We start from the raw sequence: 19792 nt of genomic DNA on the forward strand, positions 1-19792 counted from the left end.
GTGCTTCACTGACACGCAATTGATAGTAGAAGGAGAACTTGACATGACACTCGGCACCACAGTCACGATAATCGCTGTCGCATTTTTCGTATCAGCGATTATCGGGGTGATCATCATCCCATTACTTAGAAGGTTGAAATTTGGTCAAAGCATACGGGAAGAGGGCCCGCAAGCACATTTAAAGAAAGCGGGTACGCCTACGATGGGCGGGCTCATCTTCCTTCTTTCCATATTGATTTCAACACTCACTTTATCTTACATAAACGACACATTAACTACTCATACGATTGTGTTATTGATCGTGCTGGTTGGTTTCGGAATCATCGGCTTCCTAGATGACTTTATTATCATCGTGGCGAAGCGCAACTTAGGGTTGACATCACTTCAGAAATTAATCGGTCAGATCATCATTGCGATTGTGGCCTTTTTCTTACTGAAACTAGGACCATTCGAAACTACCGTAATGATTCCTTTCACAGAAATTGGAATAGATTTAGGTGTGTTTTATGTGGCATTTTTGGTCTTTTGGCTTGTAGGTTTTTCAAACGCCGTAAACTTAACGGATGGCTTGGACGGACTCGTTGGTGGTACATCCACTATAGCATTCTCTGCATTTGGTGTATTTGCTTTAGCATATGAGCAAAACGATATCGCGTTATTTGCATTTGTAGTAGCAGGTGCGATGCTTGGCTTTTTATTATTCAATATCAAACCAGCAAAAGTATTTATGGGGGACACAGGTTCATTGGCACTAGGTGGCGCAATCGCTATGATTTCGGTATTGATCAAACAAGAATTATTGTTGTTGATCATCGGAATTGTCTTTGTAGTAGAAACGCTATCTGTCATCATTCAAGTCATAAGCTTTAAAATGACTGGAAAACGCGTCTTTAAAATGAGCCCTATTCATCATCACTTTGAATTATCAGGCTGGTCTGAATGGAAAGTAGTGATTGTGTTCTGGGGTGTGGCATTGCTTGCTGCCCTCGTACCGGTCTTCTTGGAGGTCATGTAGATGAAGAATACAGAACAATTCATAGGAAAAAGAGTACTTGTAATTGGACTTGCGAAAAGTGGAGTGGCAGCAGCTGGTTTGCTTCATCGTCTAGGTGCTGAAGTTGTGGTTAATGACTCAAAACCGCTAGAAGGCAATGTAGAGGCAATGGAACTCCAAAACGAAGGAATTGAAGTTATTGGTGGGGGACATCCAAGTGATTTACTAGACCGCAATTTCGACTTCATCGTGAAGAATCCGGGGATTCCTTATAGCAATTCGTTAGTAGCGAGTGCTGTTGAGCAACATATCCCGATTTGGACCGAAGTGGAATTGGCAGGGATTCTTAGTGAAGCACCGATTATTGCGATTACGGGTTCAAACGGTAAAACTACCACCACCACATTGCTTTATCACATGCTGAATATAGCAAAGAAAAAACCATTAATTGCCGGCAATATTGGAACGGTTTCATGTACGGTGGCGGAAAAAGCCCATGCGAATGAAGTAATTGTACTCGAAGCTTCTTCATTCCAATTAGCTGGAACAGAAAGCTTTGCACCGAGAATTGCAATATTTACGAATTTATATGAAGCGCATTTGGATTATCATGGATCGATGCAAGAGTATTTGGATGCAAAATTGCAAATGGCTCGCAATCAAACTTCGGAAGAATACTTGATTTTTAATGCAGATCAAATGGTAATCAAAGAATCGGTAGAATCATTTGAAGCTCAAAAAGTACCTTTCACAGTACTTGGAAAAACCAATGAGGGCATCTCGGCAGACGAAGACTGGATTTATTGGCTTGGTGAACCTTTCATAGAAATTAAATATATTAAATTACCGGGTCGCCATAATCTAGAGAATATCTTATCCGCAACAGCTGCGGCCATATTGTCAGGGTGTGAAAAAACAGCGATAGAAAATGTTTTAAGTTCTTTCACTGGTGTTCGTCACCGTATGCAATTCGTTCGTGAAGTGAACAGTCGTACCATATACAATGATTCGAAAGCGACGAACACATTAGCAACAAAAAGTGCACTTTCCTCATTTAAGAAGCCAATCGTTTTGATTGCGGGTGGACTTGACAGAGGGCATTCCTTTGAAGAATTACGACCGTTTATGAAAAATGTTCGCGCTGCCGTGACGATAGGGGAGACAGCAGAGCGTTTTGCAGAGTTTGCAAAGTCTTGTGGTGTAACGGAGACGATACAGACATCAACTATGCAGGAGGCGGTTGAGAAGGCATATGCGTGTAGTTGTGAAGACGATGTAATTTTATTGTCGCCTAGTTGTGCGAGTTGGGATCAATATAAGAACTTTGAAATTCGGGGCGACGAATTTATTGATGCTGTTATGAAGTTGTAAATTCGTTGTAATGGTCGTTGAGTAAGATGAAGAACTGATTGATTAATTTGAGGAAGGATGCGAACGCTGGAGAGAACCTACCGAATAATCTTTTTGACAACCGCCTTACTATTGTCTTTGATTGGATTAGTTTTTGTACAATCGGCAGGATCTTATTGGGGAGAAGTTCATTATCAAGATTCTTCTCCGTTTATTGTCAAGCAAGGCATTTATATGATTATTTCGTTGGCTGTTGCTTATGTGCTAGTCAAAAGCCCATTAACATCTCATCCTAAATTCTGGACGTATTGCTATATCGGTTCAGTGCTTATGTTGATAGCTGTATTGATCCCAGGTATTGGAGCGGTGAGAAATGGTTCTCAAAGCTGGATCGCGTTCGGTCCTATCAGTTTACAACCGGCGGAATTCGTGAAGGTGGCTTTACTTGGGAAATTAGCCAGCGGTATGAAGAAGCATAAAGAAAAGTCCTGGCAATGGCAACATTTTGCTTGGATTTTATTACCTGCCACTTTGATCATGTTGCAACCAGATCTCGGCTCGGCCGTCATCATGATCGTAGCTGCTTTTGTCATACTTTTCTTGGCAGGCTATCCATTGTCATTCTTTATCTTTCTTTTCGTTTCAGGAGTCGGTGCTTTTATCGCACTCATTCTAGCTGCACCGTATCGTTTGGACCGCATTAAATCCTACATTGATCCGTGGAACGACCCTCTCGGTACGGGATTTCAAAGTATTCAATCCTTGTTTGCAATTGCCCCTGGCGGATTATTCGGTCACGGCTTCGGAAATAGCCGTCAAAAGTTTTTGTACTTGCCTGAACCTCAAAATGACTTTATCTTTTCTATCATTGCGGAGGAAATTGGCTTTATTGGTGCAGCGTCTATCGTATTGCTGTTTATCTTGTTATTCGCTTCTGCATTCGGCATAGCGATTCGGCTGAACAACTGGAATTCCTTTTTAATTGTCACTGGTATGGTGTCCATGGTAACTTTCCAAACGTTTTTAAATATGGGAGTCGTTTCAGGGTTGCTGCCTGTGACAGGGGTGACGTTGCCTTTCATTAGTTATGGAGGATCCTCGCTGTTGACCACTTGGCTTGCTGTTGGGACAATATTACACTACTCTGCAAATAAAAGGGCAGGATGAAAGGAGAATAGGATGTGGAAAAAATAATAGATATTGAAGATCGGATTCCATCCATGCGTAAAAAACGCAGAAGAAAGGCCAATATGAGCTTTCTTTTGCTAGTCGTGATATTCGTCCTTGTTCTTCTTGCCTTGTTGTATTTCCAATCTTCATTAAGTGATGTTTCGAATATATCCATTAATGAGACTGTTTTACACGAAGGTGAGGAGTATAAAGATCAGAGTGGATTGTATAAGGGGCAATCACTATGGGGGTTCCGTACTAAAGATATAGAAAAAAATATCAAGAAGATTCCTGGCGTGAAGGATGCTCAGGTGAACCGTGATTTTTACAATGATGTGTCTATTCGTGTTACAGAATGGGAACCGGTTGCCTTTATAGAGAATAAAGGACAATATGATCTATTGTTGGAAAATGGTGAACGCTTAGAAACGACCGATCCAGATATCCTTTCGCATGCCCCCATTCTATCAGGTTTTACCGATCCTGAAGTGACGGAACGAATGATCAATGAACTACAAGTGATGGATAGCACGGTTTTTGAACTCCTGTCAGAGCTTCGTTATCAAGGAGAAGAAAAAATTGACGTATTTATGAGTGATGGATACGAAGTTCATGCGGTAATTCTAGGTTTCGCTGATAAAATGTCCTACTATCCGGATATCATCGCTCAATTGCCTAAAGAAGAAAAAGGCGTGCTGGATATTGAAATTGGTGTGTACTTTAAAACCTATACAAATTTCTACAAAGAGCCAGTGCTGATAGATGTAGAGATCCCACAGCCTACTGAAAAGTCAAATACAACAAAAAATAAACCGCTCGATGTGGAAACGAATAAGGAGGAAGAAAGTGAGCAAAAAACTGAAGAAAACTAGAGAGAAACGCGGCAAGCAATTAGTGCTATCCATCGTATTTCTAGTCCTAGGCTTCATGCTTGCGTTTTCCTATCGTACAGTTGGCAGTAAGCAACAAATGCTAAATTTAGAGCAAACCAATTTATTTCAGCAAGAAGAACAATATCGGGCAGATTTAATCGAACAGCAAGAAAGAAATAAGGAATTGACGAATGAATTACTAGAGAAACAGAAAAAAGTACATTCGTTTGAACAGGATTTCTCCGACAAAGAAAAAAATCATGCGGTCCTTGTAGAAAAAGCACGAGATTTAAGATTATTGCTTGGCGATATTCCGTCAAAAGGTGCGGGGATAAAAGTGACATTGGAAGATGCGGACTATGATCCTTCCATACAAAATCCGAATGATTATATAGTCCATGAGAGTCACGTTTTACGTGTAATCAATGAATTGAAAATCGCAGGTGCGCAAGGAATGACAATCAACGGGCAACGGATTAATTCGAATTCGTACATAAAGTGTACAGGCCCTGTTATTATGGTTGATGGTAGAACGTTTCCAGCACCTTTTATTATAGAAGCAGTAGGAGATCCGAAAGTGCTATTACCAGCGCTACATTTAAAAGGCAGTGTTATAGATGGCTTGTTGAGAGATAATATCGTCGTCACATTAGAAGAAATGAAGGAAGTTCAACTACCTGCGATTCGTGACGAAGTATGAGGGATTGTGGGGGGGGTAGAGTGAAGCAAAAAATACACTGGAAGTTCACGTTGATTCTCGGTATAGTGGGATTTGTATTGGCTTTACAATATAACACGATGAATACCACATCTCCACGAGACACACGAGATTTATGGGCTATACGTAAAGAATTATCAAGTGAAAAGAAAATCCACTCTGAACTTTTAGAAGAAATTAGAGGAATTGACCAGACGCTTGCTGCTTATAACGCATCACCCGAAACGAATGCAGCAAATGTGTTGCAAGATACATTGGATAAATTGTATAAACAAGCGGGATTCATGCCGACCACTGGTCCGGGATTTGTAATAGAAGTTGCGCCATCGCCTGAAAGTATTGCGCTTGGCTATGAAATAAAGCCAGTATCATCTGAACTGCTGGCATGGTTTATTAACGTGGTGAATCAACAACAAGGTAATGAGTTGGAGATTGACGGAAAACGCTTTACTACATTGAGTTGGATTCGGGATATCAATGGTAATCTGACAGTCAGTGGGGAAGTGGTTTCTACACCACCTTTCAATATTAAAGTCGTTTCTCCTTCGAAGGAAGCAAGTGATGAGTTGTATAATCAATTATTGACAACTACTATTCAAGACGAATTCTATTTAGACGACTTAATTTTGACCATTAGTGAACCAACGGACCGTATTACGTTACAGGGCTGGACGGGCGGTTTTGAAAATCGATTTTTAAAAGAACAAACAAAGGAGTAATGACAATATGTGGCTACCCTTACTTGGGCTCCTCCTTGGCGTTTCACTAGGTTTGCTCTCAGATATACAGATTCCGCAAGTTTATAATAACTATTTAACTATTGCGATTCTCGCTGCATTTGATACACTATTTGGTGGAATCAGGGCCTATCTTCAGCAAGTGTATGACGATCGAATATTCGTCAGCGGATTTTTCTTCAATATACTTTTGGCAGCAGCACTTGCTTTTATTGGTGTACACTTAGGTGTTGATTTATATTTGGCAGCAGTTTTCGCTTTTGGTGTACGATTATTCCAAAACATCGCGGTCATCAGAAGAATCCTGCTCGCGAAATGGACAGGGAGAAACAAAAATTCCGACACAAATACGTAATATTACATGTTTTTAGAAGAGGGTGTTGAAAATATTTAGACAAAGCAGTCATAATACAATAGAATGGAAGTTACTAGTTACATTAAGGAGGTGTCAATAATTGAGTAAATCAAATCATTACGTATCACTTGATATAGGATCATCCACAATTAAAGTTTTAATTGGAGAGATGGATCAAAATGCCCTGCATGTAATCGGTGTAGGAAATGTTCAATCTGCTGGAATTCGCAAAGGAACAATTATTGATATTGATGCCACTGTCCAGTCAATCCGTAAAGCGATTGAACAGGCTGAAAGAATGACAGGCTTGAAAATTGAAGAAGTAGTTCTTGGCATACCTGCAAATGGCGTCCAGTTCCAAAACGTCAAAGGCGTTGTGGCAGTGAACTCTGAAAATCGTGAAATCACAGATGATGACCTAGAAAGAGTTATGAAATCATCACAAGTAATGAATGTTCCACCCGAAAGAGAATTCGTCAATTTAGTGCCAAAGCAATTTATTGTCGATGATTATGATGAAATCACAGATCCCCGTGGTATGATGGGAGTAAGATTGGAAATGGACGCAACGTTAATTACGACGTCCAAAACTCAACTACATAACATTTTACGCTGTGTAGAAAAAGCTGGTTTACAAATACGCGAAATTTATTTGCAGCCATTAGCGGCAGGTACATTCGCATTATCTGAAGATGAAATGTATCATGGAACTGCCTTTATTGATATTGGCGGAGGATCAACTACGGTTTCAGTATTTGCCGAAAATCGTTTGATTAGTACATCTGTATTACCTGTTGGCGGAGACCATATTACAAAAGACCTGTCAATCGTCTTAAAAACACCTACAGAACAAGCAAGAATGATTAAGCATCAGTATGGACATGCCTATTATGACGATGCTTCAGACGAAGAATTATTTGAAGTACCAGTAGTAGGTTCAGATGCAAAAGATCAATATAGCCAGCGATATATCTCTGATGTTATCGGTTCACGTCTTGAAGAATTGTTCGAATTGATTCTCGAAGATTTGTATGCAACAGGCATCCGTGACTTGCCTGGAGGTATCGTCATCACAGGCGGTACGGCTAAACTGGACGGAATTTTGCAGTTGGCTCGTGATGTCTTTAAAACAAGAGCTAGATTGTACACACCAGAATATATTGGTGTCCGTGAGCCAATGTATTCTACTGCGGTTGGCTTGATTCGCTATGCATATATGGAAGATGTGTTCTTTGGTTATGAAGAAGAGCCGGTTGGGGTAACTCAATCGCCAGAGTCCATTTATGAAGTTGCGGAACCTGTAGCTCGGCCAGTTAAACCGAAGAAAGAAAAAGGTCAAGGATTCATGAAACGCGCTAAAAAAGTATTCGACAATTTCTTTGAGTAAAACAGTATGTTAGACGGGGAATTGCAGATAATTTAGAGGAGGAAAATCAATGCTTGAATTTGAGACGAACATAGATGCATTAGCGGTAATTAAAGTTATTGGAGTGGGCGGCGGCGGAAACAATGCGGTAAACCGTATGATTGAACATGGAGTGCAAGGCGTAGAGTTTATCGCGGTTAACACGGATGCTCAAGCATTGCAATTATCGTCGGCTGAAATCAAACTACAAATCGGTGAAAAGCTGACTAGAGGACTAGGCGCTGGCGCTAACCCTGAAGTAGGTAAAAAAGCAGCTGAAGAAAGTAAAGAGCAGATCGAAGAAGCTTTACGTGGGGCAGATATGGTCTTCGTTACAGCTGGTATGGGAGGCGGAACGGGTACGGGGGCAGCACCAGTTATTGCTCAAATCGCCAAAGATATTGGTGCATTGACAGTAGGCGTGGTCACACGTCCGTTCACTTTTGAGGGAAGAAAAAGATCTACTTCGGCAGCTGGCGGTATTGCAAGCATGAAAGAAGCAATCGATACGCTAATTGTTATTCCGAATGACAAGTTGCTAGAGATTGTAGATAAAAACACTCCTATGCTTGAAGCGTTTAGAGAAGCTGACAATGTATTGCGCCAAGGTGTTCAAGGTATCTCGGATTTGATTGCCGTACCTGGATTGATCAACCTCGACTTTGCTGACGTGAAAACCATCATGTACAATAAAGGTTCTGCATTGATGGGTATCGGTATGTCTACCGGTGAAAATCGGGCAGCAGAAGCAGCGAAAAAAGCTATTTCTAGTCCATTGCTTGAAACATCAATCGATGGAGCCAAAGGTGTCCTAATGAATATTACAGGTGGCTCGAACTTGAGCTTGTTTGAAGTACAGGAAGCAGCTGATATTGTTGCCACTGCTTCAGACGAAAACGTTAACATGATCTTCGGTTCTGTCATCAACGATGATTTGAAAGATGAAATCATCGTAACAGTCATCGCGACAGGATTTAACGAAGAACAATTAGCGCCATCAAGACAACGTGGTGCTGGTGTAACGGGAGGCGTTCGTTCACAACGACCTGTACAACAGCAACCGCCAACACAAAACAGGTATGAAGAGCAACCACCACGTTACGAACAACAAGCTGAGCCAAGACAGCCACAGGTTAATCAGCATCAGCACGAAGAACAACTGGATATCCCTACGTTCTTACGTAATCGTACGCGTCGTAAATAATAAATAGACCTAGCTTCCCGCAAGAGATGAAATTCTCATGCAGGAAGCTTTTTTGATTTCAACACCCCATGATGACTCTACGCATTTAAAAATATGTCGAAGTTTTTATTGGAAACAAACCAAAGCCCGACAGGTTTTTCATGAAAGCCATGATAATCTGTTTGTAAGGAGGCCGGCATATGTATGGAGAACTGATGATAGGGATCAATATGCTCTTTAACTACGCCATCCTATCGTTCACTAATAAAGTGGGAAATCATCAAACGAGCAAAAGGAGGTTATGGAGTGCGGCATTTCTCGGTGCCTTCTTTATTACATTGTTCCCGTATTCTTTGCTAGCGATGATCTTCACTTTTTTAGGAATGACGTATATTGCATTTGGACAAACGTTTAGTAGTTGGAAAAGTTCGATCCTCGCTGTACTGATCGCGGCTTTCTTCGCAGGGGGAATGTTGACCTTGATCTATGCTCAGATAAGTGTCAGCGTAAATCAGAGCTTTTTATTTGTAGCGATTGGTCTAACATATCTTTCATTATACATCGTGAAGCATAAATGGATTGACACACGCATGATGAATAAGTTAATGAGTTTCACGCTTGACTCAGAATTGAATTTATGGGGACAATCGATTCCACTTAAGGTATTTATCGATACGGGTAATCATTGCGTAGAACCATTGTCAGGAGATCCTGTACATTTTATCGGCTTTTCGGCAATCAAAGAACAGCTACCAGTCGACTTCGCTTCAGCACTAGTGTCCTGGAATCCTGAAAAATCTCCAGACTTGGCCAGTTTCCCTGCTACTTATCAAAAGAGTCTTCGGTTAATACGATTGCAGACTGTTCAAGGTGCTTCGTGGGCTGTCGGAATCAAGTACGATAGCTGGTTGCTCGAAGGAAAGTTATTGCCCGTAGGATATATCGTCTTGACAAAAGAACAGCATCAATACCCTCAAGGTGCAGCGGCTATTTTGCAAATGAGTGCGATGGATGTACTAAAAGAAGAAGGGAGAACGGCTATATGTTGACAGAAGTAAAAAAGTGGGTTTCTTATATTGCGGGATTCTTCAGACGAAAAGGCGGCGTATTTTATATTGGTGGACATGAATCTCTTCCTAAGCCTCTCGATAAAGAGCAAGAAGCTAAAATGATCGCGGCATTAATGAATGGAGATGCTGCGGCACGGGATACATTGATCGAAAAGAATTTACGTCTCGTTGTTTATATTGCAAGGCGCTTTGATAATACGAACACAAATATTGAAGATCTTATTAGTATAGGAACTATCGGATTGATCAAAGCAATCGAAACATTTAAAGCGGATAAAAATATTAAGCTTGCGACATATGCTTCTCGTTGTATTGAAAATGAAATTTTAATGCATTTGCGTAAAACGAATCGAATTCGTTCAGAGATCTCATTCGATGAGCCATTAAATTCAGATGCCGATGGTAATGAGTTACTTCTATCGGATATCTTGGGGACGGATGAAGATATTATTATAGACGATGTTGAGAAAAAGTTGGAGCGGCAGTATATGATCGATGCTATTTCCATTTTAGATGAAAGAGAACGTTATATTATGGAACAACGATTCGGATTGATGGGGACCAATGAAATGACACAAAAAGAAGTGGCAGATCTTCTCGGCATTTCACAGTCTTATATATCTAGATTGGAAAAGAAAATTATCTCCGAGCTTCGAGATCGACTAAATCAGCCAATTTCATAACTGGGCGTATCGGCAGAAATTGGCGATTCTAGAATTCGCATATTCTAAAGAGTTGAGGACACACTACTCTGTACACTCACCTATAGAATGCGGAGGAAGAGCCAATGGTACGTACAAGAGTAGAAATTTGTGGCATCAATACGTCCGAGCTACCTTTATTAACTGCAGATGTGATGAAAGAGACATTCATCCGTTTGCAAAGCGGTGACGAATTTGCTAGAGATGAATTGGTATTTGCGAATTTACGTCTCGTACTTAGCCTTGTTCAACGCTTTAACTATCGTGGAGAGCAGGCTGATGATTTATTCCAAGTTGGTTGTATTGGGTTGTTGAAAGCCATAGACAATTTTGATTTAAAACATAATGTCCGGTTTTCCACCTATGCTGTGCCGATGATCATTGGAGAAATCAAGCGACATCTTCGCGATCATCATGCCGTTCGTGTATCCAGATCGTTGCGTGATATCGCTTATAAAGCCATCAGGGCTAAAGAACAATATGTCAACGAACATCAACACGAACCAAAAATTTCAGATCTCGAGAAAATCACCGGCATACCGGAAGAAGATATACTCTTCGCCTTAGATGCCATACAAGACCCCATGTCGTTACATGAGCCAATGAACAGCGATGGCGGTGATCCGATCTATATGATGGATCAGCTACATGATCAAAGAGTATCAGAGGATCGCTGGATGAACTACGTGTCCATTAAAGATAAAATGAGCGAGCTGGACGAACGTCAACAGCTAATCGTTTCCAAACGATTTTACCTCGGTCAGACGCAAACTGAAATTGCCAAGGAGCTCGGGATCTCACAAGCGCAAATCTCGAGAATCGAAAAGCATGCGATGGAACAGATCCGGCTTGGAATTGAGCAGAATAAATAGTAATAGCAATTAATATACAGAGACTGTCCTTTCCACTTGAGAGTGGGGAGGGCAGTTTTTGTTTTTTTAGCGGCTCAAGATTGTGCCCCCCAGAAAGCGTCCACCTCTGCAATGGAAATCCCAACCCACTAGCCTTATTTCTCCGTATATTTGCTAATTGGTTAAGAAAATTTTCACGTTCTCAATAAAACGCCCTATGCATAGTATGAAAGAAGGAGGGGAAACTATGCGTTTTTCCAGCTTACAGAAAAAAGAAGTGATTGAACTGAAAAAAGGGTCTTTCCTCGGCTTTGTTCAAGATGCCACAATTGACATCGAAAAAGGAGAAATTGCGCAACTTCATATAGGCGAACTTGAACGCTCCTTTTTCTCAGACAGCAAGTCAAAAGGTGTTCAAAAAATCGATTACAATGACGTCATGACGATTGGTAAAGATATTATCTTGGTTGAGAACAAACGGCTCAATAAATGACTTATCATTGATATATAGTGCTCAAATTGATACAATGAAATAAAGTTGATGAAAAGTAGTGATAATATGGGACAAATAGAGCAACGACTAGAAACAATACAAAATCAAATAAACGAAGCATGTGAAACGTCAAATCGCAGCTCGGATGACATCACGTTAATAGCCGTCACGAAGCAAGTATCTTCCGCTAGAGCGCAATCGCTGCTAGATATTGGGATTAAAAACTTAGGAGAAAATCGCCTCGAAGGATTACTTGATAAACAAAAAACGATTGAAGATCCAGTCAATTGGCACTTTATTGGTAACTTGCAGACGCGCAAAGTAAAAGAATTAATCGACACGATTGACTGCCTTCATTCGCTTGACCGTATAAGCCTTGCGAAAGAAGTGAATAAGCGGGCAAGTAAGCCGCTGGATTGTTTTGTACAAGTTAATGTTTCAGGTGAAAAATCTAAATCGGGTATTACACCGGACGAAGTGGATGTGTTTTTCGAACAATTGGCGACTTACGAAAACATTCATGTAATTGGACTGATGACGATGGCACCAAATACGGATGATGAATCAATAGTTCGCAACACATTTCGTTCTCTACGTGAACTACGAGATAGAATCGCATCAAAAGGATTACCCTATGCACCGTGTACAAAACTGTCCATGGGTATGTCCAATGACTTTACAATCGCAATAGAAGAAGGTGCAACTCATATACGCATCGGCACTGCATTGGCCGGATCAGAAAGCGAGGAAACTGAATGAGCCTTAAAAAACGATTGGAAAAAATGTTTTGGGTACAGGAAGAAGATTTAATTCAACAACCGAAACCACAAAGTAAACTTACAAAAGGTGAACAAGCAATGGCTCGTAAAGAGATGAAGAAGCTAGGAGGTAAGAAACGAGCTGTCAATAGTCGTCCTCAAGCCTCTCCGCAAAAACCTTCGTCTACCCAAGCTCCAGTGATTAGTCTACAAAGTCTTCAAAAATCGTCAAAAGTCATTCTACTGGAGCCGCGTTCTTATGCAGAAGTAGAAGACATTGCAGAACATCTGAAGAATCGCCGTTCTGTCGTCGTGAACTTACAGCAGATAGAGCGTGATCAAGGATTTCGTATCATTGATTTCTTAAGTGGTACAGTTTATGCCCTCGGTGGCGACATTCAACGAATTGGCGCAGATATATTCCTATGTGCACCTGACAACGTAGAAGTAGCCGGTAAAATTACAGAGTTTCTATCTGAACAACAAGAACGATAGGCTACGCAACTTAGAGCTTTCCACCAATGAAAGTTGAACAATTTGAATGAGGTGTACATGTTATTATGATCGCATTATTAAACAACTCGTATTTATTTATTTCTGGAGCCTTGCAATTATATTCTATTCTGTTGGTCATTTATATTTTAATGTCATGGGTTCCTTCCACAAGAGAAACAAAATTTGGGCAGCTTATAGGAAAACTGGCTGAACCCTATTTAGGCTTTTTCCGTAAGTTCATACCTCCATTTGGTATGATTGATTTTTCACCGATTGTCGCATTGCTGTCATTACAATTAATCAGCAGAGGGATTGGACAGATATATTTGATGATCTTCCAAGCATTAGTTAGTTAAGTATATCCTAAACTGAATTTGGAAATCCTCACAAGGTGAGGATTTTTTTATATAAGGAGAAGAAATAAAATGGATTCAATATTTCAGCATTTTCGTAAAGAAGAACAACCGTTTATTGAAAAAGTGAATAGTTGGGTGAAAGAAGTGGAAGATACGTATGCACCCAAGCTAACGGAGTTTATGGATCCACGTCAGCGGTTCATAACCGAATCCATAGTGAGGAATTCAGATCTTACTTTGACAGCAGAAGGTGGCTTTAACGAGGCTGAACGACAGCGTGTGCTAATCTATCCCGATTATTACACTCCAACCAAAGAGGATTTTCAAATCAGTGTATTTAAAGTAAATTATCCGCAAAAATTCGTGACAATAAAACATTCCGAGCTCCTTGGTTCCTTACTGTCTGTTGGAATTGAGCGTTCACGATTTGGTGATATTCGACTAACGGAAGAAACAGTGCAGTTTGCGGTTGCTCAGGAAGTATCTGAATACATCCACGTCCATTTCACGCAAGTAGGTAAAGTGAAAATTTCAGTAGAGCCAGTTCTGAACACGGAAGATTTTATTAATGTAAGAGAAGAGTGGACAGAAGATCTGCATATCGTTAGTTCATTGCGTTTGGATACCATTGTCGCAACATTAACAAACAGTTCAAGAGCTAAAGCTTCATCACTTATTAAGGCGGAGAAAGTTAAAGTGAATTGGGCTATGATTGATCAACAAGCGTTTGAAGTAGAAGAATATGATGTCCTGTCAGTTAGAGGGTATGGCCGCTTTAGAATCACGAGTATAGAAGGACGTACAAAGAAAGATAAAATACGAGTGATGATTGGTGCACTAGTCTGAATTGAATCCTTGATAAATTAAGAAAAGTAGTGTTTAATCAAGTAGTATACACAATCACACAGTAAACTATGTAAGCATACTGAAAGGAGAAAGCGAATTATGGCTTTAACCCCTACGGATATACATAACAAAACGTTTAATACGAAATTTCGTGGCTATGATGAAGATGAAGTGAATGCATTTTTAGAACAATTGATGAAGGATTATGAAAACGTCCTGAAAAAAAATGAAGAACTTGAAAAAACGGTTTCTGATAACGAAGTGAAGATTACTCACTTTAATTTAATAGAAGAAACGATGCAAAAATCCATTCTGATTGCACAAGAGGCTGCAGAAGACGTTCGGAAAAATGCTATTCAAGAATCAAAGTTAATCATTTCTGAAGCAGAAAAGAATGCGGACCGTCTCGTTAACGACGCACTTGCGCAGGCGAGAAAGATTGCATTAGAAGTTGAAGTGTTGAAGAAACAGTCAAAAGTATTCAAAAGCCGTTTCAAGATGATGGTAGAAGCACAGCTAGATATGATCAATACTGAAGACTGGGATGATCTGTTGAAGTATGAATTGGATACATCCAGCGTCGAAAGTGTAGCTGAGCAAGAGTTGGATATTCCGAATGTAGACAGTTTAGATGAAGAACTAGTGAAGCAGACGAAAGAAGCTTGACAACTTTCAAACACATTTTTATAATGAAAAGTAAATTGAAACGAAGAAGCGTTGACGGAAACAGTACTTTCTGATTTTGCCCATAGCGAGCCGGGGATGGTGTAAGCCTGGTGGTGAATCATAAACGAAAATCACTCCTGAGCTAGAACCTTTACATAGATCTTGGTTCTCGGTCTCACACTGCCGTTACTAGTGTCTAAGCGGCAATTGCTTTATGCGATTGCAAGTAGGGTGGTACCGCGAGAATGAACCTCGTCCCTTTTTGGGATGGGGTTTTTCTGATTTCTTAAGCTGTTGAGCGCTTAAGCTAGCACAATTCATTTCTATAGCAACAAAGAGAATCACCCATATTTTAAGGAGGAATTATAATGGAATATAAAGATACATTGCTTATGCCGAAAACTGATTTCCCTATGCGAGGAAATTTGCCAAATAATGAGCCGAAAATACAGGAAGAGTGGAATGAGAAGAATATCTATCAGCAAGTTCAAGAACGTACCGCAGGCCGCCCGTTCTTCATATTGCATGATGGACCGCCTTATGCGAACGGTGACTTACACATGGGTCACGCACTGAACAAAGTGTTAAAAGACTTTATCATTCGTTATAAATCGATGTCTGGATTCCACGCACCATATGTTCCAGGTTGGGATACGCATGGTTTGCCGATTGAGCAAGCACTTGTAAATAAAAAGATTGATCGTAAAAAAATGAGTACCGCTGAATTCCGTAAAATGTGTGAAGAGTATGCCCTACAACAAATCGACAATCAGCGAACGCAGTTTAAGCGTTTAGGGGTTCGAGGCGATTGGGAGAATCCATACATCACACTGAAGCCTGAATTTGAATCACGTCAAATCCAAGTGTTTGGTGAAATGGCTAAAAAAGGATACATCTATAAAGGACTAAAGCCTGTCTACTGGTCTCCTTCAAGTGAAACAGCTTTGGCGGAAGCGGAAATTGAATATCAAGATAAAAAGTCTCCGTCTATATATGTCAGCTTCCCAATCTCGGATGGAAAAGGTGTACTGGAGCATGATGTGAAGTTCCTGATCTGGACAACGACACCTTGGACCATTCCTGCAAACCTAGGAATTTCCGTTCATCCTAAATTTACGTATGTTGTAGTAAACGTACAGAATGAGAAGTTTGTCATTGCAAAAGACTTAGTCGAGTACTTGGCGAATGAGCTTGAATGGGAAGAATACACGATTGAAAAAGAAATTCAAGGTGTAGAACTAGACCGAATTGTTGCAAGACATCCTTTTTATGATCGTGATTCATTAATCATGTTAGGTGAGCATGTTACGGCAGATGCAGGTACAGGCTGTGTCCACACAGCACCAGGTCATGGTGAAGATGACTTCTACGTGAGCAAGCAATATGGAATCGATGCATTATCTCCGGTTGATGACCGCGGTGTCATGACAGAAGAAGCACCATTTTTCACAGGCATGTTCTATGAGGATGCAAATAAAGCAGTGACTGAAAAGCTGGAAGAAGTCGGAGCGCTTCAAAAATTGTCATTCTTCACTCACTCGTATCCGCATGATTGGCGTACGAAGAAGCCAGTTATCTACCGTGCGACTGCACAATGGTTCGCTTCTATTGAATCTTTCAGAAGCGATTTACTCGAAGCCATCCAAACTACTTCGTTTACGCCAGCTTGGGGAGAAACACGTTTATTCAATATGGTCCGCGACCGTGGCGACTGGTGTATTTCTCGTCAGCGCGTATGGGGTGTTCCGATTCCGGTATTCTATGCAGAAAATGGTGAGGCAATTCTTACAGATGAAACAGTCAGTCATGTAGCAGATTTATTCCGGGAGAATGGATCGAATGTCTGGTTCGAACGTTCTGCAAAAGAATTATTGCCAGAAGGTTATACACATGAAGGAAGTCCGAATGGCGAATTCACGAAAGAAACCGATATTATGGATGTCTGGTTCGACTCGGGTACTACACATCAAGGTGTACTGGAAGAACGTGACGATCTCCGTTACCCAGCAGATTTGTATCTTGAAGGTTCCGATCAGTATCGTGGTTGGTTCAACTCTTCATTGACGACGAGTGTAGCTATCAATGGGATTGCACCATATAAAGGCATCTTGAGCCATGGTTTCACATTGGACAAAAATGGCCGGAAGATGAGCAAGTCTCTAGGGAATGTCATCCTCCCTTCGAAAGTAATCAATCAGCTTGGTGCGGATATCGTACGCTTATGGGTATCGTCTGTAGATTATACAGCTGATGTTCGTGTATCTGATTCGAACTTTAAGCAAGTTTCGGAAGTCTATCGTAAGATCCGTAATACAATTCGCTTCTTGCATGGTAACGTAGCGGACTTTAATCCGGCTACAAATCGTGTAGCGTTTGATGATATGCGTGCAATTGATCAGTATGTCTACGTGAAGTTGCAGGATTTGATCGAGGAAGTTCTTACAGCGTACGATCAGTATGCGTTCCCTACGGTTTACCACGCAATCAATAATTTCTGTACAGGTGTACTAAGTTCGCTTTACTTGGATATTGCGAAAGATGTAGTGTATATCGAAGCTGCGAATCATCCAGACCGTCGTGCAATGCAGTCAGTGATGTATGAAACATTGCTTACACTTGTCAAGCTCATCACGCCAATCTTGCCACACACTGCAGATGAAATGTGGAAAAATATACAGTACGTTGATGAAGACAGTGTCCAATTGACGGATATGCCTGAAGCTGATCATAAAGGTGAAGTTGCGGACAAGCTTCGTGAGCGTTTCGATAACTTAATGGACATTCGTGATGATGTCTTGAAAGCTCTCGAAGAAGCACGAAACGCGAAAGTAATTGGGAAATCTTTGGAGGCAAAAGTGACCGTTGTGTTGCCAGAAGGTCAACAAGGCATTTTGCAAGCAGAGGATATTGATTTTGCACAATTCTTCATTGTCTCAGAATTTGAGGAGAGTACAGATGCAGATTTACCGAATGCTTTGAAACTAGAGCATGCAACGGTCTTGGTAGAACCTGCTGAAGGTGAAAAATGTGAGCGTTGCTGGACAATTTCTGAAACGGTTGGAGAAGATGCAGAACATTCAACACTATGTACACGATGCGCGACTGTTGTGAAAGAAAATTATGCGTAAGTAATTTTGATGTCGCAGCCATCATCATTCATTCGTGGATGATGATGGCTTTTTTGAATCGTTGAACTAACAAACATAATGGAAGACGTGTTTTTGTGGTAAACTAAAGAAGAAATTAGCTGGACGGAGGGTAATGATTTGATCGTTTATTATGCAATTGCAGCACTGGTCATTGGCTTGGATCAATGGACGAAATGGCTAGTCGTGAAAAATATGGAGTTAGGTGAACATATCCCTGTTCTAGATCCTTATATTGCATTGCTATCTCACCGTAACCGTGGTGCTGCATGGGGGATGCTTGAAGGAAAGATGTGGCTATTTTTTATAGTGACCATTGTAGTAGTAGCAGTTATTATTTACTTCTTCCATACAGAAGGTAAAAAGGACCGACTACTAGGTACGAGTCTGATGCTATTGCTAGGCGGTGCGATCGGGAACTTTATCGATCGATTAGTAAGGGGAGAAGTAGTGGATTTCATCAGCGTCTTGATTCCTGTTATACATTATGATTTTCCGATATTTAATGTGGCGGATGCCGCACTGACAATTGCTGTCATACTTATTTTGTTACACGTTATGCTTGACGAAAAAAAGAAAAAGAAAAAGGTGTCGTAATGGAAAGAATTGAATATGAAATAACTGAAGAACTTACAGGCAATCGAATAGACAAAGCATTGGCTACTCTTCAACCGGACTGGTCCCGTACGCAAATCCAGCAATGGGTGAAAGAAGAACATGTTAAGGTAAATGATAGTGCAGTTAAGCCGAACTATAAAGTCAAGACAGACGATAAGGTTACTGTCGAGCAGCCGGAAATCGAAGAGTATGATGTAAAAGCCGAAAATTTACGCCTCGAAATCATTTATGAAGATCAAGATGTATTGGTTGTTAACAAACCTGTAGGTATGGTGGTTCATCCGTCGGCGGGGCATGTAAGTGGTACTCTAGTTAATGGATTGATGTACCAAGTGACAGATTTGTCAGGCATCAATGGTATTATGCGACCGGGTATCGTACACCGTATTGATAAAGATACTTCGGGGTTATTAATGGTAGCAAAAAATGATAAAGCGCATGTTTCATTAGTTAATCAGCTCGTCGCTAAATCGGTTAATCGTGTATATACTGCTTTAGTTCACGGACATATTCCGCATGATCACGGCACAATAGATGCACCGATCGGACGTGACAAGCGTGATCGTCAACGAATGGCGGTCGTGGATGACGGGAAAAATGCTGTTACACATTTTAAGGTTCTAGAACGTTTTGGCGCGTATACATTGGTTGAATGCCGTCTTGAAACAGGTAGAACTCATCAGATTCGTGTGCATATGAAATATATTGGGTACCCTCTTGTAGGAGATCCGAAATATGGTCAAAGAAAAACTATCGATTTTGGCGGACAAGTTCTACATGCGGGAACTGTTGGTTTTAATCACCCAACGACAGATGAATATATGGAGTTCACTGCACCGTTGCCTGAAAATTACCAACAATTACTTAATGAATTACGTTCTTAATAGGCGTTGACAAACGTTTAGTAAGGGATGTATACTACAATAAGCAATTGAATAGCGATACCTTTAACGTCAGTCCTGTGAGGCTGGGAAGGTTGCACGGAATTACATGATAGCTTACTGCGGT

General features: G+C 40.7%; 21 protein-coding genes and 1 other annotated feature. All 21 genes read left to right on the top strand.

Going from position 1 to position 19792, the window contains the following annotated elements; translation table 11 throughout:
- Positions 1–43 precede the first annotated feature (43 nt).
- The 21 genes from mraY to CSV63_RS00700 all read left to right on the top strand — a co-directional run bounded on the left by mraY (position 44) and on the right by CSV63_RS00700 (position 19668).
- The gene (gene mraY, locus CSV63_RS00600) at positions 44–1015 is read left to right on the top strand and encodes a phospho-N-acetylmuramoyl-pentapeptide-transferase (protein ID WP_099694087.1); all 972 of its coding nucleotides are present in this window, start codon (positions 44–46) and stop codon (positions 1013–1015) included.
- Complete coding sequence (murD, locus tag CSV63_RS00605; RefSeq protein ID WP_099694088.1) at positions 1016–2365, top strand: UDP-N-acetylmuramoyl-L-alanine--D-glutamate ligase; 1350 nt, start codon at positions 1016–1018, stop codon at positions 2363–2365.
- Positions 2366–2422: 57 nt separating this feature from the next.
- Complete coding sequence (gene ftsW, locus CSV63_RS00610) at positions 2423–3511, top strand: putative lipid II flippase FtsW (RefSeq protein ID WP_099694089.1); 1089 nt, start codon at positions 2423–2425, stop codon at positions 3509–3511.
- A 14-nt stretch (positions 3512–3525) separates the two neighbouring features.
- Positions 3526–4386 carry a cell division protein FtsQ/DivIB gene (locus CSV63_RS00615; protein ID WP_099694090.1) on the top strand — a complete coding sequence of 287 codons (861 nt, stop codon included), beginning with the start codon at positions 3526–3528 and terminating at the stop codon, positions 4384–4386.
- The gene (locus CSV63_RS00620; protein ID WP_233191924.1) at positions 4361–5086 is read left to right on the top strand and encodes a DUF881 domain-containing protein; all 726 of its coding nucleotides are present in this window, start codon (positions 4361–4363) and stop codon (positions 5084–5086) included. Before CSV63_RS00615 ends, CSV63_RS00620 begins: the two co-directional genes overlap by 26 nt.
- A 20-nt stretch (positions 5087–5106) precedes the next feature.
- Entirely contained in the window at positions 5107–5823 is a 717-nt protein-coding gene (locus CSV63_RS00625; RefSeq protein ID WP_158233879.1) for a DUF881 domain-containing protein, read from the top strand.
- Between the two features lie 7 nt (positions 5824–5830).
- Positions 5831–6196, top strand: coding sequence for a small basic family protein (locus tag CSV63_RS00630; RefSeq protein WP_099630850.1), 366 nt, complete (start codon positions 5831–5833; stop codon positions 6194–6196).
- A 100-nt stretch (positions 6197–6296) separates the two neighbouring features.
- The gene (gene ftsA, locus CSV63_RS00635; RefSeq protein ID WP_099694093.1) at positions 6297–7583 is read left to right on the top strand and encodes a cell division protein FtsA; all 1287 of its coding nucleotides are present in this window, start codon (positions 6297–6299) and stop codon (positions 7581–7583) included.
- A 49-nt stretch (positions 7584–7632) separates the two neighbouring features.
- Positions 7633–8805: a cell division protein FtsZ gene (gene ftsZ / locus CSV63_RS00640; RefSeq protein WP_099694094.1), complete on the top strand. Its 1173-nt coding sequence runs from the start codon at positions 7633–7635 to the stop codon at positions 8803–8805.
- 179 nt (positions 8806–8984) lie between these two features.
- Positions 8985–9833 (top strand): sigma-E processing peptidase SpoIIGA, encoded by an 849-nt coding sequence (locus CSV63_RS00645; protein WP_099694095.1) that lies wholly within the window; start codon positions 8985–8987, stop codon positions 9831–9833.
- Positions 9827–10537, top strand: a complete 711-nt coding sequence (gene sigE / locus CSV63_RS00650; RefSeq protein ID WP_099694096.1) for an RNA polymerase sporulation sigma factor SigE — start codon at positions 9827–9829, stop codon at positions 10535–10537. The genes CSV63_RS00645 and sigE overlap by 7 nt, the downstream gene beginning before the upstream one ends.
- Before the next feature lie 104 nt (positions 10538–10641).
- The gene (sigG, locus tag CSV63_RS00655) at positions 10642–11427 is read left to right on the top strand and encodes an RNA polymerase sporulation sigma factor SigG (protein ID WP_099694097.1); all 786 of its coding nucleotides are present in this window, start codon (positions 10642–10644) and stop codon (positions 11425–11427) included.
- A gap of 226 nt (positions 11428–11653) precedes the next feature.
- Positions 11654–11899 (top strand): PRC-barrel domain-containing protein, encoded by a 246-nt coding sequence (locus tag CSV63_RS00660; RefSeq protein ID WP_158233880.1) that lies wholly within the window; start codon positions 11654–11656, stop codon positions 11897–11899.
- Between the two features lie 48 nt (positions 11900–11947).
- The gene (locus tag CSV63_RS00665) at positions 11948–12658 is read left to right on the top strand and encodes a YggS family pyridoxal phosphate-dependent enzyme (RefSeq protein ID WP_099694099.1); all 711 of its coding nucleotides are present in this window, start codon (positions 11948–11950) and stop codon (positions 12656–12658) included.
- Entirely contained in the window at positions 12655–13152 is a 498-nt protein-coding gene (locus CSV63_RS00670; RefSeq protein ID WP_099694100.1) for a cell division protein SepF, read from the top strand. Before CSV63_RS00665 ends, CSV63_RS00670 begins: the two co-directional genes overlap by 4 nt.
- A 65-nt stretch (positions 13153–13217) precedes the next feature.
- On the top strand, positions 13218–13508 hold the full coding sequence (locus CSV63_RS00675; RefSeq protein ID WP_099635910.1) for a YggT family protein: 291 nt from the start codon (positions 13218–13220) through the stop codon (positions 13506–13508).
- 69 nt (positions 13509–13577) lie between these two features.
- Complete coding sequence (locus CSV63_RS00680; protein WP_099694101.1) at positions 13578–14354, top strand: YlmH family RNA-binding protein; 777 nt, start codon at positions 13578–13580, stop codon at positions 14352–14354.
- A gap of 99 nt (positions 14355–14453) precedes the next feature.
- Positions 14454–15020, top strand: coding sequence for a DivIVA domain-containing protein (locus CSV63_RS00685; protein WP_099635912.1), 567 nt, complete (start codon positions 14454–14456; stop codon positions 15018–15020).
- A 42-nt stretch (positions 15021–15062) separates the two neighbouring features.
- Positions 15063–15283, top strand: a binding site (T-box leader).
- 105 nt (positions 15284–15388) lie between these two features.
- Complete coding sequence (gene ileS, locus CSV63_RS00690; RefSeq protein ID WP_099694102.1) at positions 15389–18148, top strand: isoleucine--tRNA ligase; 2760 nt, start codon at positions 15389–15391, stop codon at positions 18146–18148.
- A 138-nt stretch (positions 18149–18286) separates the two neighbouring features.
- On the top strand, positions 18287–18763 hold the full coding sequence (lspA, locus tag CSV63_RS00695) for a signal peptidase II (RefSeq protein ID WP_099694103.1): 477 nt from the start codon (positions 18287–18289) through the stop codon (positions 18761–18763).
- On the top strand, positions 18763–19668 hold the full coding sequence (locus CSV63_RS00700; RefSeq protein WP_099694104.1) for an RluA family pseudouridine synthase: 906 nt from the start codon (positions 18763–18765) through the stop codon (positions 19666–19668). The genes lspA and CSV63_RS00700 overlap by 1 nt, the downstream gene beginning before the upstream one ends.
- The last annotated feature ends 124 nt before the right edge of the window (positions 19669–19792 follow it).

The organism is Sporosarcina sp. P34 (assembly GCF_002743375.1).
In the GTDB taxonomy this organism is placed as follows: Bacteria; Bacillota; Bacilli; order Bacillales_A; family Planococcaceae; genus Sporosarcina.

Bases quoted from the DNA above. Each gene is read 5' to 3' on its own strand.
- CSV63_RS00645 (WP_099694095.1), top strand. From the start codon at position 8,985: ATGTATGGAGAACTGATGATAGGGATCAATATGCTCTTTAACTACGCC.
- CSV63_RS00700 (WP_099694104.1), top strand. From the start codon at position 18,763: ATGGAAAGAATTGAATATGAAATAACTGAAGAACTTACAGGCAATCGA.
- CSV63_RS00660 (WP_158233880.1), top strand. From the start codon at position 11,654: ATGCGTTTTTCCAGCTTACAGAAAAAAGAAGTGATTGAACTGAAAAAA.
- ftsZ (WP_099694094.1), top strand. From the start codon at position 7,633: ATGCTTGAATTTGAGACGAACATAGATGCATTAGCGGTAATTAAAGTT.
- CSV63_RS00675 (WP_099635910.1), top strand. From the start codon at position 13,218: ATGATCGCATTATTAAACAACTCGTATTTATTTATTTCTGGAGCCTTG.
- ileS (WP_099694102.1), top strand. From the start codon at position 15,389: ATGGAATATAAAGATACATTGCTTATGCCGAAAACTGATTTCCCTATG.
- sigG (WP_099694097.1), top strand. From the start codon at position 10,642: ATGGTACGTACAAGAGTAGAAATTTGTGGCATCAATACGTCCGAGCTA.
- mraY (WP_099694087.1), top strand. From the start codon at position 44: ATGACACTCGGCACCACAGTCACGATAATCGCTGTCGCATTTTTCGTA.
- CSV63_RS00630 (WP_099630850.1), top strand. From the start codon at position 5,831: ATGTGGCTACCCTTACTTGGGCTCCTCCTTGGCGTTTCACTAGGTTTG.
- ftsW (WP_099694089.1), top strand. From the start codon at position 2,423: ATGCGAACGCTGGAGAGAACCTACCGAATAATCTTTTTGACAACCGCC.
- murD (WP_099694088.1), top strand. From the start codon at position 1,016: ATGAAGAATACAGAACAATTCATAGGAAAAAGAGTACTTGTAATTGGA.
- CSV63_RS00685 (WP_099635912.1), top strand. From the start codon at position 14,454: ATGGCTTTAACCCCTACGGATATACATAACAAAACGTTTAATACGAAA.
- CSV63_RS00670 (WP_099694100.1), top strand. From the start codon at position 12,655: ATGAGCCTTAAAAAACGATTGGAAAAAATGTTTTGGGTACAGGAAGAA.
- CSV63_RS00665 (WP_099694099.1), top strand. From the start codon at position 11,948: ATGAAAAGTAGTGATAATATGGGACAAATAGAGCAACGACTAGAAACA.
- CSV63_RS00680 (WP_099694101.1), top strand. From the start codon at position 13,578: ATGGATTCAATATTTCAGCATTTTCGTAAAGAAGAACAACCGTTTATT.
- sigE (WP_099694096.1), top strand. From the start codon at position 9,827: ATGTTGACAGAAGTAAAAAAGTGGGTTTCTTATATTGCGGGATTCTTC.